The sequence below is a fragment of the Lentzea cavernae genome (genome assembly GCF_014653695.1).
GTDB lineage: Bacteria > Actinomycetota > Actinomycetes > Mycobacteriales > Pseudonocardiaceae > Lentzea > Lentzea cavernae.
The window spans coordinates 701,094-716,660 of the sequence record NZ_BNAR01000002.1 but is presented as its reverse complement, the minus strand read 5'-3'; the positions used below and the strand labels follow the sequence as shown (position 1 = coordinate 716,660).

Here is a 15,567-nt window from a genome sequence, read left to right as displayed (position 1 = left end):
CAGCGCCTAGAGCGGGCCGAGCAACCACGCCCCCGGCCCGTCCGGGTCCTCTGAGAAGTAGTACGCCCGCCACGCGGCCAGCAGGTCCTCGGTGCCGATCAGGCCGTCGCCGTCGTGGTCGAGCCGCGCGTGCACGGCCCGTGCGTCCGCCTCGGTCACGTGCATCAGCGCCTGCGACCACCGCACGTGCTCGTCCACGCCGAGGAAGCCGTCGCCGTCGTGGTCGGCGACGGCCAGCAGCGCGTCGAGGTAGGGCACGTAGACGTCGTCGAACGCCTCGGGGCGGCCGAGCAGGCCGCGCACGAACGCCGACCTGTACTCGCTCAGGCTGATGCGCTCGTCGTCGTTCGTGTCCGTCATGGCGGCGAGGTGACCCCACACGCCGAGCAGCTGCTCGTGCAGCCGCTTGGCGCGCAGGTCGTCGTCGGTGAGGCCGAACGCCGAGGTCAGGCGGGTGCTGGCCAGTTCGAAGTCCGAGCGCTCGACGAACCCGTCCCGGTCGCTGTCGTAGGTCTCGAACCTTCGGGTCAGCCTGCGGTCCAGGAACGCCGTGATCTTCATGCCTCCTGTGTACCCCGTCAGCGCTTCTTGCGACGTGCCGGGGCGCCCACGTAGTCCGCGAGGTGTTCGCCGGTCAGGGTGGAGCGGTCGGCGACGAGGTCGGCGGGCGTGCCCTCGAACACGACCTTGCCGCCGTCGTGACCGGCGCCGGGACCGAGGTCGATGATCCAGTCGGCGTGCGCCATCACGGCCTGGTGGTGCTCGATCACGATCACCGACTTGCCCGAGTCGACCAGCCGGTCGAGCAGGCCGAGGAGCTGTTCGACGTCGGCGAGGTGCAGGCCGGTCGTGGGCTCGTCCAGGACGTAGACGCCGCCCTTGTCCGCCATGTGCGTGGCCAGCTTCAGGCGCTGCCGCTCACCGCCGGACAGGGTCGTCAGCGGCTGGCCCAGCGACAGGTAGCCGAGGCCGACGTCGGCCAGGCGCGCCAGGATCGCGTGCGCGGCGGGGGTCTTCGCGTCACCCGAGCCGAAGAACTCCACGGCCTCGGACACCGGCATCGCGAGGACCTCGGAGATGTCGCGGCCGCCGAACTTGAACTCCAGCACCGCCTGGTCGAACCGCTTGCCCTCGCAGACGTCGCACGGGGACTCGATCGTCGCCATGATGCCGAGGTCGGTGAACACCACGCCGGCGCCGTTGCAGTTCGGGCAGGCGCCCTCGGAGTTCGCGCTGAACAGCGCGGGCTTCACGCCGTTGGCCTTGGCGAACGCCTTGCGGATCGGCTCCAGCAGCCCGGTGTAGGTCGCGGGGTTGGAGCGGCGCGACCCCTTGATCGGCGTCTGGTCGACCACGATCGCGCCCGAGTCGCGCGGCAGCGACCGGTGGATCAGCGACGACTTGCCCGACCCGGCCACACCCGTGACGACGGTCAGCACCCCGAGCGGGATGTCGACGTCGACGTCGCGCAGGTTGTTCGTGGACGCCCCGCGGATCTCGAGGACGCCGGTCCTCTCCCGCACCGACGGCTTGAGCGACGAGCGGTCGTCCAGGTGGCGGCCGGTCACGGTGTCCGACTTGCGCAGCCCCTCGAGGGTCCCCTCGAAGCAGATCGTGCCGCCGTTGCGGCCGGCGCCGGGACCGAGGTCGACGACGTGGTCGGCGATCGCGATCGTCTCGGGCTTGTGTTCGACGACGAGGACCGTGTTCCCCTTGTCCCGCAGGCGGAGCAGCAGGTTGTTCATCCGCTCGATGTCGTGCGGGTGCAGGCCGATCGTCGGCTCGTCGAACACGTAGGTGACGTCGGTCAGCGCCGACCCGAGGTGGCGGATCATCTTGACGCGCTGCGCCTCACCGCCGGACAGCGTGCCCGCGGGCCGGTTCAGCGACAGGTAGCCGAGACCGATCTCCACGAACGAGTCCAGCGTGTGCGCGAGCTTGTCGATCAGCGGCGCGACGGACTTGTCCTTCACCCCGCGGATCCAGTCCGCGAGGTCCGTGATCTGCATGTCGCACAGGTCGGCGATCGAGACGCCCTGGATCTTGGACGACCGCGCCGCCTCGGTCAGCCGGGTGCCGCCGCAGTCCGGGCAGGTGCCGAACGTCGCCGCGCGGTCCACGAACGCGCGGATGTGCGGCTGCAGCGCCTCGCGGTCCTTGGACAGCATGGACTTCTGCAGCTTCGGGATCAGGCCCTCGTAGGTCAGGTTGATGCCGTTGACCTTGATCTTGACCGGGTCCCGGTAGAGGAAGTCGTGCAGTTCCTTCTTGGTGTACTTGCGGATCGGCTTCTCGGGGTCGATGAACCCGGACTGCGTGAACGTCTGCACGGTCCACTGGTTGTCGACGTTGTAACCGGGCACCTTGATCGCGCCCTCGACGATCGACTTCGACTCGTCGTAGACCTCGGTGAGGTCGATGTCGGAGACCTTCCCGCGACCTTCGCACCGGGGGCACATGCCGCCGGTGACGGAGAACTCGCGGCGCTCCTTCACCTTCTGGCCGGCCTTCTCGATCGTCACGGCACCCGCGCCGGAGATCGAGGCCACGTTGAACGAGAACGCCTGCGGGCCGCCGATGTGCGGCGCGCCGAGGCGGCTGAACAGGATGCGCAGCATCGCGTTCACGTCGGTCGCGGTGCCGACGGTCGAACGCGGGTCGGCGCCCATCCGCTGCTGGTCGACCAGGATCGCCGTGGTGATGCCCTCGAGGAGGTACACCTCGGGCCGCGGCAGCGTCGGCATGAAGCCCTGGAGGAACGCGCTGTAGGTCTCGTTGATCAGCCGCTGCGACTCCGCGGCGATCGTGCCGAACACCAGTGAGCTCTTGCCGGACCCGGAGACTCCGGTGAAGACCGTCAGACGGCGCTTCGGGATCTCGACGTCGACGTCGCGCAGGTTGTTCACGCGTGCGCCCTGCACGCGGATCAGATCGTGGGTGTCGGCATCGTGCGCCGCCGCTGTCCTGGTCATGGCGCAAAACTAGCTCGGAGACCGGGCTCCTGCCTTCTTGATTCGTGATTACCTAGCCACGAATTCGGTAGTGGTAGGTGCACACCTCACGGAACCCCGTCCGCTCGTAGAGCCTGAACGCCGTGGTGTTCGCCTTCTCCATCTGCAAGTACATGTGGTTCACCTCGCGCGCGGCCGCCCACGAGGCCAGTGCGGCGAGCACGGTCCGTGCGGCGCCCTGCCCACGTGCGTGCGGGAGTGTCGCCATGCCGAACACGCCCGCCCAGCCCTGCTCGGCCACCGCGCGTCCCACGGCGACGACCTGCCCATCCACCTCGGCGTGCGCGTAGGCGGACGGGTGCTCGACGCGGCTGAGCAGGTCGCGTTCGGCACTGACGTCCCGCGTGGTCACCTCCTGCCAGGCCGCCAGCCACGCGTCGGTGGGCCGGGCCGTCACCTCGCCCGCGTCCGCCTGGGACTGGCGCAGCACCTCGGAGGTCGAGGCGATCTGCAGGGACATGTCGTGACCCCGCGCGTACCCCCTGTCGTCGAGCGCCCGGTCCAGGTCCTCCGCGCACACGCCGGGCGTGATCTGGAACTTCACCCCGGCCCCGCGCTCGGCGCAGAACTCCTCGGCCCTCGCCACCCGGTCCTCGCGGTCGTGCGGCAGCACCGCGCTCACCCACCACGCGTCGCCGGGGGAGTGGCGCAGCCACCAGCCGCCCGCCTCCTCGACGTGCGCGGCGGGCTGGGCCCGTGCCGCGTGCTCCTGCAGCGTCTTCAGCAGCACGTCAGTCCAACGACCCCAGCAGCCAGTTGCCGGCCTCGGCGGGGTCCTCGGAGAAGTAGAACTCCCGGATCGCCGCCAGCAGGGCCTGTGTGGACAGCAGTCCGTCCTCGTCGGACAGCAGGTCGTGGATGCCCCGGGCGTCGCGTTCCGAGAGGCCCATCAACGCGCCGGTCCACTTCGCGTGCTCCTCGACCGTGAGCTTGCCGTCGTCGTCGCCGTCCGCGACCGCCATCACCGCGTCGAGGAACGGCACGTAGCCCTTGTCGAACGACTCCGGCGTCTCCAGCAACCCGTTCGCGAACGCCGTCTTGTACTCCTCGACGCTGATCCGGCCGTCGCCGTCCTGGTCGGTGACCGACACCAGGTGCTCCCACAACCCGATCAGCTGCTCGTGGAACCGGACGGCCTTCGGGTCGTCCGCCGCCAGCCCGAACGCCTTCGTGGTGCGCTCGCCCGCCTGTGTGAAGTCCCGCCGCTCGATGAACCCGTCGCCGTCGGTGTCGTAGGTGCGGAACCGGCGGGCCAGCTTGCGTTCCAGGAAGGCGGTGATTTCCATGAGGCCCTTCTACCTCATTCGGCTGCGAAACAACACGTCCGTTTCCACACAGTGAATGGATCTTCAGGCTCAGCGGCGCCCCAGGCCGGACAACGCGCTGGCGACGACCACCATCCCGATCATCCCGACGATCGCCGCCACCCCGCCGACCGCCGGTTTCGACACCTGCTGGACGTGCGCGACGGGTCGCGGGGGCTCCGGTTGCGCCGGGCTCGGCGCCGGCGGTTCGGGCGCTCCCGGTTCGGGTGCCGGTGGTTCGGGCGGGAGCGGGGCGCTGAAGGACTCGATCCGGACGACCGCGCTCTCGCTGACCGCTCCGGCGGCACCCGCGCCGGACACCGTCAGCCGGGAGTTCTGCGGGGCGGTGACCTCGCAGGTGTAGGTGACTCGCTCGCGGGGCTCGAGCACCGGGAACGTCCTGCGGCACGCGGCGGGCTCGCCCTCGACGCGGACGTCGGTGATCGGCAGGTCCGACGGGTTGCCGACCGTGACCGTGACGGTCACCCGTTCACCGTCCCCAGCGCGGTCCTTCGACCAGACCGCGCTGATCGTCAGTCGCGGGTAGACCACCTTGACCTGCACGGATGCCGACGCCTCGACCTTGCCGCCGAGCTTGTCGGCCGCGCTCACCGTGGAGGTGAGCGCACCGCTCTCGTCGCCGGCGGGGGCGGAGCACCCGACCGCGGCCGTGGCGCCGGGGTCGAGCTGGCCCTGCATGGGGTCGCATCCCCCGGCCGCGCGAGCGGCCAGGCCGAACAGCGGCGTGTCACCGGTGTTCGTGACCGTCGTCGTGAACTTGACGGCCTGGCCGGGGAGCGCGGTCATCTGTTCGGTCGTGGTGGCCGCGCGCAACGCCGGGTGCAGCACGTCGACGGTCGACGCCTTCTGCGTCGCGAGCGGATCGCCCGCGAGACTGGTGCCGCTCACCGCGACGGTGGCGGGGTAGTCGTCGTCGGCCGCCGTGGACGTGCATGTGCGCGTTGCCGTCGCACGGGAAGCGATCGTGCCGACCTGCTGGCCGCACACGGTCACGTCCGCGGCCGGTGCGTCACCGACGTTGGTGACGGTGGCGGTCTGGGTGACGGTGTCCTTGGGGTGTGCGGCGGGGTTTTCCGGCGTGACGGCGAGCGTGAGTTCGGGCAGCGGGAACGACCACGTGATGCTCTGCACCAGGAACGCGTCGTCCGCTCTCTTGAAGCCCAGCTCGGCGCTCTTGGTGCCAGGCTTGAGAACGTCCTCGCCGATGGTCACCGTGCGCGCGTCGACGCTCATGTTGTTGGGATGCGCGGCACCCTGTGCGGAAGACACGAACGCGTTGCGCCCGCCGATCGACGTTCCGTTGACCAGCATCTGGTCGCCGTCCGTGGCCCAGTCGCCCTCGTAGGCGGTGAAGCCCACGCGGACGACCCCGCCGGTGGGGTGCGTCGGTGCGATCGGTGTGCTGAACACCGGCTTCTGCGTGGGGAGGCGGACGTGGCCGCCGTGCACCGCGATGTGGCGCTTCGCGGGCGCCGCCGCGGTGGCGTTCGGGAACTTCCACACGACCGTCAGCGACCAGCCGCCGAAGCAGTCGAACCCTTGCGGCGCCCAGACGTTGGCGACCGTGACGGTGCCGCTCGTGAGCGCGCGAGTCACGTCGGCCTCGGCGCTGTAGAACGCGGTGTCGGTGTGGGAGAGTTCGCCCGGCGCGTCGGCGACGAACTTCCCGGGTTCGACGCGTGTGCCGTTGAAGATGACCGGGTCACGTGGCGTGCCCGGCGGGTTCTCGGCGTCGTGGCAGGTGGCGCTGCCCGCCCAGCCGAGCTTGGCGTAGGCGACGGTGGCGCCGGCCGGGATGGTGAGCTCGGCGCTGGAGGAGGTGAACGTCGCCGGGTCGTCGTCGACGTCGTTCCAGGACATGCGGTGGCCGTTGTTCAGCGCGGACGGGCCGCTGCCCTTGTGGTTCAACGCGTCCACACAGGACTGCGGCGGGTACTTGGGGTGGTGTCCCGCCTGCGCGGGCGTCGGGCAGGTCAGGACGGAGTTGCCGACGACCGTGACGTCCCCGTACACCGCCTCGTCGAACTGCGTGCGCCACACCTCGGCCGCGGCGACGGGTCCGGGGGTGAACAGCGGAACCAGCAGCAGGACGGCGATGAGGATCGGTGCACGCATGCCACGCCTTCCGGTCGGGTCGGCGCACAGGTTGGCACGCTTCGGTGCGCTTGTCACCGCCCGTTGATCACCGCGTCCTCACTCTCCGTCGAGGACTGCGCGAGTCGGTTTCCCTGTTCGTGTCAAGGGGTTGTGCGAGGGAGATCCGATGTGGACTCCCTGTGCGCCGGATTACCCCGCCGTTGGTCTTGACGGGCGCACAAGAGTGCCGGGAAGCGTGGTGTTGGTGGTCAAACGGTGTCGGCTGTGGGGAGATGGAGGCCATGTGGACCGGGCTAGTCATCGTTCTCGCGGCAGTGGTCGTGACCGTCGTCGCCTGCATCCTGTTCGGGCGCTCCCGTGCCCACGAGCAGGCCGACGACAGGGACGCGGACTCGCGCGGCTTCCTCGGTGCGGTGGTCAGCGGCCTGTTCATCGTCGCGCTGGCGTTCTACGTGGTGATCGTCTGGGAGGAGAGCGGCGCGGCCGAGGACAACGCCTCACGCGAGGCCGCCGCCGTCGCCGACGTCTACTGGCAGACCGCGGTCATGCCGCAGCCCCAGCGAGATCATCTCCGCTCGCTGCTGACCGAGTACCCGAAACTGGTGGCGGACAAGGAATGGCCCCGGCTGGCGGTCGGCGAGTCCGACGACGCGACGACCGCGACCCTGAACTCGCTGCACTCGGAGGTCCTGTCGCTGCCCTCGTCCCCGGACCAGGTGAAGAGCGCGCGCGAGCGTTCCCTGGAACGGATGCGCGAGATCACCGACCTGCGGCGCGACCGGCTCGACTCCGCGAGCGGGCTGGACAACACCGGCGAGATCATGCTGATCGGGACGATCGCGGGTGCCGTGGCGATGATCGTGTTCCCGTTGATGATCGGGTTCACGTCGCGGAGGCGGCACCTCCTGCAGATGAGCCTCACCTCGGCCGTGCTGGCTCTCGTGTGCGTGTTGTGCGCGGGGATGACGCAGCCGTTCGACGGGTGGTTCCGGGTGGAGCCGGAATCGTTCACGAGTCTCACGGAGGAGATGGCCGGCATCCCCGTGGACGAGAACCGCTGAAGGATTCGTCCCCTGACGCGGAAACGGCCGCCCACCGGGGAAGTGGGCGGCCGTTCCTGCCACGACTCAGTAGTCGCGGCTGGGCATGATGACCCAAAGAACGATGTAGACGACGAACTGCGGTCCGGGCAGAAGGCAGGACAGCAGGAACAGAAGGCGCACGGTGCCCGCCTTCATCCCCCAGCGCTGGGCGAGCCCCGCGCAGACACCCGCGATCATCCGGTTGGTCCTGGGCCTGCTCAAAGCAACTGTCGTGGTCATGAACCAAGGATGCCCAAAATCGGTCGTTCCTAGCATCGGGACCAACCCTGATATGTCCCGGATGAGCGACGTCACCCGATTCCAGGGGCGTTCATCGCAACAGATGGGGGCTATCCGACGTTGGCGGTCGAGAGCTGGTCGACGAACCGCAGGCAGATGACGCGCATCGTGTCGACCGTCATGGCCTTCGAGCCCGCCAGCACCTGCAAGGCGAGGCCGTCGAGCATGCTGACCATCATGTTCGCGAGCTCGAGCGGGTCGCCGGACGTCGTGATGTCGCCGGAGGCCTGGCCGTCGCGGAAGATGCTCGCCACGATGTCGCGCCACTCGCCGTAGAAGCGCTCGTTGAGCTCCTGCAGTTCGGGGTTGCGGATGGCCTCGACCCAGAGCTCGGCCCAGACCTTCCACGCCTCGACGGTCTCGGCGCCCTCGGGCAGGTACGACTCGACCACCATGCGCAGGCGCGAGAGCGGGGGCTCGTCGGACTCGAGGATCCAGCGGCGGCGCGTCACCGAGACCTGGAAGCAGTGCTCGAAGGCCGCGTCGGTGAGTTCGCGCTTGGTCTCGAAGTAGTAGTGGACCGTACCGCCGGAGACGCCCGCGTCCTTGGCGACGTCGGACACCCGGAGGTGGCGGAAGCCCTCTGCCGCGATGACCTTGCAGGTGGACGCGAGGATCTGCGCCTTGCGTTCGGCTTCCACGCTTGGACGGGGCATCCGTCACCTCCTGATTTGGACCGAACCTTACCGAAAGGGGGAACGAAGACGGCGCTCGTTGACCTTTTCCGGACGTTCCAGTGGAGATGGCCGTCGGAATCGAGATAACGGCTGTCGTCGGTGTGGAACCACCATTCCGCCGTTTCGCTCAATGGCCATTCGCCCCAACAGCCCTCCCGTGCGAACGGGCCGCGCACTTCGACTCGGCGACCACGGCGAGCCGGCACGCGCCCGCGCCGCTGCTCCGAGGCCTCGTACGCTGATCGGGTGGTCGCACCCCCCATCGCGCCGGAATCGCCGGAATCGCCCGCCCGCAGGCGGAAGGTGAGCACTCCGGTGCTGCTGCGCATCGCACTCGCCCTCGCCGGCGGTGTGCTCGTCTACCTGAGCTTCCCGCCGCGTCCGCTGTGGTTCCTGGCGCCGGTCGGGTTCGCGCTGCTCGCGTATGTGATCCATGGCAGGCGTGCGCGCGCCGGCTTCGGGTACGGGCTGCTGTTCGGGCTCGGGTTCATGGTGCCGCTGTTGCGGTGGACCGGTGAGTTCGTCGGGCTGATCGCGTGGCTGCCGCTCGCGCTGGCCTGCGCCCTGATGATCTCGATCGGCACGGCCGCGATGGCGTTCGCGTCGCGCGTGCCGGGCTGGCCGCTGTGGGCGGCGTGCCTGTGGGTCGCGGACGAGGCCCTGCGCGGGGTGTTCCCGTTCGGCGGCTTCACCTGGGGCAAGATCGCGTTCGGGCAGCCGGAGGGCTGGTTCCTGCCGCTCGCGTCGCTGGGCGGGGCGCCGCTGGTGACGTTCGCGGTCGTGCTGACCGGGTTCGGGCTGTTCTGGCTCCTCAAGAACTGGAAGCTCGCCGCGCCGCTGGTCGTCATGCCGCTGGGGGTGGGCCTGGTGGTGCCGGTGGGGGTGGACGCGTCCGCCGGGACCGCCACCGTCGCCGCGATCCAGGGCAACGTGCCGCGCGCGGGCCTCGACTTCAACTCGCAGCGCCGCGCCGTGCTCGACAACCACGTGAAGAGGACGGAGGAACTGGCCGCCGACGTGGCCGCGGGCAAGGTGAAGCAGCCCGACGTCGTGATCTGGCCGGAGAACTCGTCCGACATCGACCCCTTCCGCAACCCCGACGCCGCCGCGCTGATCGACCGGGCCGCGAAAGCGGTCAAGGCGCCGATCGCGGTGGGCGCCGTCGTGGTCGACAAGGGTGACGGGCTGCCGCGCAACCAGGTGGTGCTCTGGGACCCGGAGAAGGGGGCCACGGACACCTACACGAAGCGCAAGCTGCAGCCGTTCGGCGAGACGATGCCGATGCGGTCGTTCTTCCGGCTGTTCGCCTCCGAGGTCGACCGCGCGGGCGTGTTCCAGCCCGGAACCGACCCCGAGGGTTTCGTCATGGGGCCCGCGAAGGTCGCGATTGACACGTGTTACGAAGTGGCGTTCGACTCAGTGGTCCGCGACTCCGTGACGGCCGGGGCGACGCTCATCGCGATCCCGACGAACAACGCCACGTTCGGGTACACGGAGATGACCTACCAGCAGCTTTCCATGTCCCGCGTGAGGGCGGTGGAGCACGGGCGGGCGGTCGTCGTGGCCGCCACGTCCGGGGTGAGCGCGATCGTCGAACCTGACGGTTCCGTCACACAAAAGACTGGGCTTTTCGAGCCAGGTGCCCTGGTCGCGACACTGCCGCTGCGGTCACAGACTACGCTGGCGACTTGGCTAGGAGCCTGGCCCGAGTGGGTGATTGCCGCTGCGGGCCTCGCGGCGTTGGCGCTGGGCTTCACCCGACGACGGAAGGACTCGAATGGCGCAGCAGCCTGACCAGGAACTCGGGCAGGTGCTGGTGGTGATCCCGACCTACAACGAGCGGGACAACATCGGAAAGATCGTCAAGAGGCTGCACACGGCACTGCCGGACGTGCACGTCCTCGTGGTCGACGACGGCAGCCCCGATGGCACCGGCCAGCTCGCCGACGAGATGGCGGCCGCCGACGACCGGGTCCACGTGATGCACCGCACCGAGAAGGCCGGTCTGGGCGCCGCGTACGTCGCGGGCTTCCAGTGGGCGCTGGAGCGCGACTACGGCGTCATCTGCGAGATGGACGCCGACGGCTCGCACGCCCCGGAGCAGCTGCACCGCCTCCTCGACGCGCTGCCGAAGGCCGACCTGGTCCTGGGCTCGCGCTGGGTGCCGGGCGGTGAGGTCGTGAACTGGCCCGCGCAGCGCAAGTTCCTGTCGCTGGGCGGCTCGCTGTACTCGCGGCTCGCGCTGGGCGCGAACGTCCGCGACATGACGGGCGGCTACCGGGCGTTCCGCGCGGACACGCTGCGCAAGCTGAACCTCGCCTCGGTCGCGTCGGCCGGCTACTGCTTCCAGATCGACCTGCTGTGGCGGACGCTCGAGCTGGGCTTCCGGGTCCGCGAGGTGCCGATCACGTTCCTCGAGCGCGAGTTCGGCGAGTCGAAGATGAGCGGCAACATCGTGCGCGAGGCGCTGATCCGCGTGACGAAGTGGGGCCTGCGCCGCCGCGGCAACCAGGTCAAGGCACTGCTCACCGGCAAGAAGAAGTAAGCGCGGTTCGCGTGTCCGGCGGTTGCGAGCGCGACCGCCGGACCGCACTGTTGCACGCATGGGCCTCGCGGACCGGATGATCCGCCTGCTCTGGGCGGTCGGCGGCGAGGACGTGGCGTCCCGCGTCCTGAGTGCGCACTGGCGGCTGTTGCCGTCGGACGACCCGCTGGGGCGGGCGTTGCGATCACGCCTGGTGGAGGCGTTGCGGGCCGAGCTGCCCGGTCACGACGCGCAGATCCGCGAGGCCGTGCTGGTCGACGAGCTCACCCTGCTGAACCCGGCCGACCGGGCCAGGCCCAGCCGGGCGGCGGTGCTCGGGATCGTGCGTGCTTTGCCCGGCTCCCGAACGGGTAACACCCCTGCATGACGCTGGTATCCGAACGGCACCCCGTCCGCGCTCTCGGGCTGTTCGCCGGGGCGGTCCTGGTGACCGCCGTGGTGGGGTCGTTGTTCTCCGTGTCCGCGGGATCGACCTACGCGGCGCTGGAGCAGCCTTCCTGGGCACCGCCCTCCTGGCTGTTCGGGCCGGTGTGGACGACGCTGTACGTGATGATCGCCGTCTCCGGGTGGCTGGCCTGGCGGGCCGGCGCCACGCGGGGTGAGCTGGCGCTGTTCGGCGGGCAGCTCGTGCTGAACGCGGCGTGGACGCCCCTGTTCTTCGGGCTCGGCTGGTTCTGGGTGGCCTTCGCCGAGATCGTCGTCCTCTGGCTGGCCGTCGCCGCCGTGATCGTCGTGTTCTGGCGGCGCAGCGCGGTCGCCGGGGCGCTCCTGCTGCCCTACCTGGCGTGGGTGAGCTTCGCGGGAGCCCTCAACCTGTCGATCGCGCTGCTCAATTGACGGGGGAGTCGCTGCGAGCCCGTTCGACCGCGGTCGTGGCGATGCCGAGCACGATCATCCCGGCGCCGAGACCGAGGTGCAGGAAGTTGTCGGCCGTGTTGACGGGCAGGAAGTTCGCGGCCGTGTGCTCGCCGATCGCCGAGCCGTAGACCCACAGGAACACGTAGATGCCGCCGCCTGCCATCAGGAACGCGCGGGCGGACTGCGGCTTCTTCGCGGCGAGCAGGCCGAGCACGCCGAACAGCAGGTGCACGAGGTTGTGCAGGACCGACACGGCGAAGAGGCCGAACAGGAGAGCGCCCGAGTGGCCGGCGAAGCTCAGCTCGTCGTAGTGCGCGGTGATGCCGGGGATGAAGCCGAGCACACCGACGAGCAGGAACGCCGCGCCGACCGCTGAGGCCGCTGCTTGAACTGGTCGCATGCGGGTGGCTACCCGGCGACGGCCGGAATGAACTCCCGCAGCACCTCCATGCCGGTCATCGCGGGGGCCCCGGCCGGTTCCGGGCCGAGCACGCGGGCCAGGACCGGGCCGAGGACCTCGCGGAAGAAGCGGTCGGCGTGCTCCTTCGAGTCCCACACGGCGATGATCCGGAAGTCGCCGTCGGCCTGGCACGCGTAGCGGGCGCGCAGGCCCTCCGGGGCGGTCGCGCCCATGACCGCGTCGAGCTGGTCGAGGGAGCGGGTGGGCGGGGTCGCGATGGTGAGCCACATGGGGTCCTCCTTCAGGTCGTTGATCTGAAGGTAGGGAGTTCGCGCTGGTCAGCCATCCGCCGGAGTACTCGGTGCGGTACTCATCCACGCCGCGATCTGGCTGCGGGTGCTGAAGCCGAGCTTCGTGAGGATGTGCTGGACGTGGTTCTGGGCGGTCCGCTCGGAGATCACCAGCCGCCGGGCGATCTGCCGGTTGGTCATGCCCTCGGTGACGAGCGAGGCGACCTCGTGCTCGCGGCTGCTCAGCTCGGTCGTGGTGAACGCGGTCATGCCCAGTGCGCGGATGGCGCGGTCGGCGGCGCGCTGCACGGCGTCGGCGTCGCGGCCGAGCGCGCGCAACGCCGCCGCGAGGTGCCAGCGGGCCTCGGCGGCGAACGCGGCCGCGCCGGCGCGGGAGGCCTCGTCGACGGCGGCGGTGAGGTCGGTGACGGCCTGCTCGTGCTCGCCGAGCGCCAGGTGACCGCGGCCCAGCGCGAGGGTCACCGGCCCCATGTACGCGACGCCGTTGCCCGCCGCGTGCTCACCCCGGAACTCCGCGAGCCGGGGCAGGACCGCCCCCAGGTCGTCGGCGAGACCCAGCCCCGACGTCACCAGGACGGCGTCGACCAGGCCGGGCAGCACGAAGAACGCGGGCAGGTCCCACTCCGCTACGGGCCCGCAACGGCGGTAGAACTCCAGCGCCTCGTCGCGGAAACCCGCCCGCAGCAACAGGAACGCCCGCGTCAGCTTCGCCATCAGCCGGAAGCGCGGCGGTGGGTCGTGGAAGTGACGGGCCAGCGCGAGCCCGTCCTCCGTGACGCCGAGATGGCAGGAGAGCCCGCACTGCAGGGCGAAATAGGCGCCCGACGCGGGTTCGCGCTCGATCACCCGCATGCGGTCGTAGGCCCTGCGGCCCACCTCCCGGGCCTCGGCGAACCGGCCCTGCGCCTGCGCGAGGCACGCCGTCACGACGCCGAGGTGCCACAACGGGACCTGGCCCCCGACACGTTCGCAGGCGAGCCGCAACGCGGGCAGTTCCTCCTGCGCGGCAGCGAGTTCACCGCTCTCTACCAACGCGTGGACGCGCCACAACGAACCCCACATCGCACCGCGCGGGCTGTGCGTGCGGTGGGCGAGGTCGATCATCTCGGTGGCGAGCCCGAGGCGTTCGGCACGGCCGGCCGGTCCCGGACACGCCTCCTGCCTGGCGTGCAACGCCTCGGCGAGCGCCCGGTCGTCGCCACGGGCCAGTTCGAGGGCCTCACGGCTGAGCGCGTCGAGCCGGTGCTGTTCGCCGCGGTAGAACGCGAGATGGCTGCGCTGGGCCAGCAGCCGTGCCCGCGTCGCACGGCTGACGTCGAGGAGAAGAGCGTTGTCGCACAACGGGGTCGCGATCGCGTTGACACCCGCGCCGGGAGCGGCTTCGAGCACCAGGGCGGCCTCGGCGCTCTGCTCGGGCGACTCGGCCAGCTCGGCGGCGCGCTGGGCGGCCTGGACGCACCCCGCGAGGTCCCCCGCGAAGTACGCCGCCTTGCCGAGTGCCACCTGGATCTCGTTGCCGTCCCTCGTCTCCGCGGCCGCGCGGTAGAGGCGCACGCCTTCCTCGTAGGCGAGCCCGGCCACCGCGTCCTGGGCCGCCCGGATGGTCCACGTGAGAGCTTCTTCCGTTGCCCCGCAAGCTTTCCAGTGCCGGGCAACGTCGGCGTAGCGCGTGCTGCCCGTCATGGCCTCGGCGATGCGGCGGTGCACCGCACGCCGTTCGGCGGGGGAGAGCGCGGCCTCGACGGCGTCCCTGGTCAGCGCGTGCACGAACCGGTGCCCGGTCGCGTCGATCAACGTCGTGGCCTCGTCCAGCGCGCTGATCGGCACTCCGGACGCACGGGCGGCGAGGTCGAGGTCGAAGTCGCGGCCGATCAGCGCCGCCGTCCTGACGAGCTCGCGTGCGTCGGGGGAGAGCCGGGCGAGGCGTGCGGTGACGATGTCGCGAACGCTGCGCGGCGGCTGGTCGGCACGCCACGTGCCGTCCTCGACCGCGCGGGCGATCTCCGTGACGAACAACGGGTTCCCGCTGGTCAGCTCCGTGATCGTGGCCGCGTGCCCGGCCCCCACCAGCTCCGCGACCTCGTCCGCGGACAACCCGTGCAGGTCGATCCGGTCGGCCGAGCGCATGAGGTCCGCGACCGCCGGGCACGGATCGCGGAAGGTGGCGAACAGCAGCACCGTCCGCAGGTGCGTGGCGAGGTGGGCGAGGACCAGCAACGACGCCTCGTCGGCCCAGTGGACGTCCTCGACGACGATCACCAGCCCCTCGCGGTCCAGCGCCGCCGCGACCGCGTCGAACACCCGGAACCTGTCCTGCGGCACCTCCGCGTCGTGCGCCAGCACGACGTCGGGATCCGTGCCGGCCGCCTTCAGCACCTGCCGCCACGGCCAGAACGCCGGCGCCCCGGCCGTCTCGACGCAGTGCCCCCACACGACCTCCCGGCCGAGCGCGAGCGCGTGCCCGGCCAGCTCCTGGGCCAGCCGCGTCTTGCCGATGCCCGGCTCACCGCCGCAGAGCACCAGCCGCCCGGTCTCCGCCGCCAGCCACGTCCGCACCGCGGCGAGCTCACGGCCGCGCCCCACGACCTTCACGTCCGGGTATCGCTCGGGCGCCCGGCCCCGTTTCTCGTGAATGCCCCGGTAAATGGCTGGCGAGGCCCGGCGGGATGCGGGAAGGTGGGCCCATGCGCAGCTATCCGCCCAGCTCAGGCTCTCCGTCGTGACGCCGTAAGGCCTCGTCGACGCGGAGAGCCGCCCGCCCGTGCACACGGGTCAGGGCGGCTTTTTCGTGCGCTTGAAATGTGTTCGAACAATGGTGGAGAAGGGGCTGTGGAGCCCCGCCCGTCTGTAAAACGGGAGCCCTCGCGCAGAGTCGGTTCGACTCCGACCTCCACCACGTCTTCCAATAGCGCTAACGCGGCTGTGTCGTGCCGCGACGTAGGTGCAGCAGATGTCGAGATC

At 70.4% G+C, this 15,567-nt stretch carries 15 protein-coding genes and 1 tRNA gene; 6 read left to right on the top strand and 10 right to left on the bottom strand.

Annotated features, from left to right (window positions below; all coding sequences use genetic code 11):
• Positions 1-6 precede the first annotated feature (6 nt).
• From IE307_RS09295 to IE307_RS09275, 5 genes are all read right to left on the bottom strand, one after another.
• Positions 7-561, bottom strand: a complete 555-nt coding sequence (locus tag IE307_RS09295; RefSeq protein WP_191297430.1) for an EF-hand domain-containing protein — start codon at positions 559-561, stop codon at positions 7-9.
• Between the two features lie 17 nt (positions 562-578).
• Positions 579-2,972, bottom strand: coding sequence for an ATP-binding cassette domain-containing protein (locus IE307_RS09290; RefSeq protein WP_191297429.1), 2,394 nt, complete (start codon positions 2,970-2,972; stop codon positions 579-581).
• A 52-nt stretch (positions 2,973-3,024) separates the two neighbouring features.
• Complete coding sequence (locus tag IE307_RS09285) at positions 3,025-3,741, bottom strand: GNAT family N-acetyltransferase (protein ID WP_191297428.1); 717 nt, start codon at positions 3,739-3,741, stop codon at positions 3,025-3,027.
• A 1-nt stretch (position 3,742) separates the two neighbouring features.
• A complete protein-coding gene (locus IE307_RS09280) occupies positions 3,743-4,297 on the bottom strand; it encodes an EF-hand domain-containing protein (RefSeq protein WP_191297427.1) in 555 nt (184 codons plus the stop codon).
• Positions 4,298-4,366: 69 nt separating this feature from the next.
• Positions 4,367-6,451 (bottom strand): hypothetical protein, encoded by a 2,085-nt coding sequence (locus IE307_RS09275; RefSeq protein ID WP_191297426.1) that lies wholly within the window; start codon positions 6,449-6,451, stop codon positions 4,367-4,369.
• 263 nt (positions 6,452-6,714) lie between these two features.
• On the opposite strand from IE307_RS09275, the gene IE307_RS09270 reads away from it, so the two are divergent.
• Positions 6,715-7,494, top strand: coding sequence for a bestrophin-like domain (locus IE307_RS09270; protein WP_191297425.1), 780 nt, complete (start codon positions 6,715-6,717; stop codon positions 7,492-7,494).
• Between the two features lie 66 nt (positions 7,495-7,560).
• On the opposite strand, the gene IE307_RS09265 is transcribed toward IE307_RS09270, so the two are convergent.
• Both IE307_RS09265 and IE307_RS09260 read right to left on the bottom strand, forming a co-directional pair.
• Complete coding sequence (locus IE307_RS09265) at positions 7,561-7,755, bottom strand: PspC domain-containing protein (protein WP_191297424.1); 195 nt, start codon at positions 7,753-7,755, stop codon at positions 7,561-7,563.
• Between the two features lie 110 nt (positions 7,756-7,865).
• Complete coding sequence (locus IE307_RS09260) at positions 7,866-8,471, bottom strand: TetR/AcrR family transcriptional regulator (RefSeq protein WP_191297423.1); 606 nt, start codon at positions 8,469-8,471, stop codon at positions 7,866-7,868.
• A 267-nt stretch (positions 8,472-8,738) separates the two neighbouring features.
• On the opposite strand from IE307_RS09260, the gene lnt reads away from it, so the two are divergent.
• Genes lnt through IE307_RS09240 form a run of 4 tightly spaced genes read left to right on the top strand, consistent with a single transcriptional unit; the run spans position 8,739 to position 11,874 of the window.
• Complete coding sequence (lnt, locus tag IE307_RS09255) at positions 8,739-10,286, top strand: apolipoprotein N-acyltransferase (protein WP_191297422.1); 1,548 nt, start codon at positions 8,739-8,741, stop codon at positions 10,284-10,286.
• On the top strand, positions 10,270-11,037 hold the full coding sequence (locus IE307_RS09250) for a polyprenol monophosphomannose synthase (RefSeq protein ID WP_191297421.1): 768 nt from the start codon (positions 10,270-10,272) through the stop codon (positions 11,035-11,037). Before lnt ends, IE307_RS09250 begins: the two co-directional genes overlap by 17 nt.
• A gap of 58 nt (positions 11,038-11,095) precedes the next feature.
• A complete protein-coding gene (locus tag IE307_RS09245) occupies positions 11,096-11,404 on the top strand; it encodes a hypothetical protein (protein WP_191297420.1) in 309 nt (102 codons plus the stop codon).
• Positions 11,401-11,874 carry a TspO/MBR family protein gene (locus IE307_RS09240; RefSeq protein ID WP_191297419.1) on the top strand — a complete coding sequence of 158 codons (474 nt, stop codon included), beginning with the start codon at positions 11,401-11,403 and terminating at the stop codon, positions 11,872-11,874. The genes IE307_RS09245 and IE307_RS09240 overlap by 4 nt, the downstream gene beginning before the upstream one ends.
• On the opposite strand, the gene IE307_RS09235 is transcribed toward IE307_RS09240, so the two are convergent.
• Genes IE307_RS09235 through IE307_RS47245 form a run of 3 tightly spaced genes read right to left on the bottom strand, consistent with a single transcriptional unit; the run spans position 11,867 to position 15,198 of the window.
• Complete coding sequence (locus tag IE307_RS09235) at positions 11,867-12,295, bottom strand: DUF4383 domain-containing protein (RefSeq protein ID WP_191297418.1); 429 nt, start codon at positions 12,293-12,295, stop codon at positions 11,867-11,869. The two genes, IE307_RS09240 and IE307_RS09235, sit on opposite strands and share 8 nt — an antisense overlap.
• 8 nt (positions 12,296-12,303) lie before the next feature.
• Positions 12,304-12,585 (bottom strand): hypothetical protein, encoded by a 282-nt coding sequence (locus IE307_RS09230; protein WP_191297417.1) that lies wholly within the window; start codon positions 12,583-12,585, stop codon positions 12,304-12,306.
• A 48-nt stretch (positions 12,586-12,633) separates the two neighbouring features.
• Positions 12,634-15,198 carry an ATP-binding protein gene (locus tag IE307_RS47245; protein WP_268250346.1) on the bottom strand — a complete coding sequence of 855 codons (2,565 nt, stop codon included), beginning with the start codon at positions 15,196-15,198 and terminating at the stop codon, positions 12,634-12,636.
• Positions 15,199-15,420: 222 nt separating this feature from the next.
• Between IE307_RS47245 and IE307_RS09220 the strand changes: the two genes are divergently transcribed.
• Positions 15,421-15,502, top strand: a tRNA-Tyr gene (locus IE307_RS09220).
• The last annotated feature ends 65 nt before the right edge of the window (positions 15,503-15,567 follow it).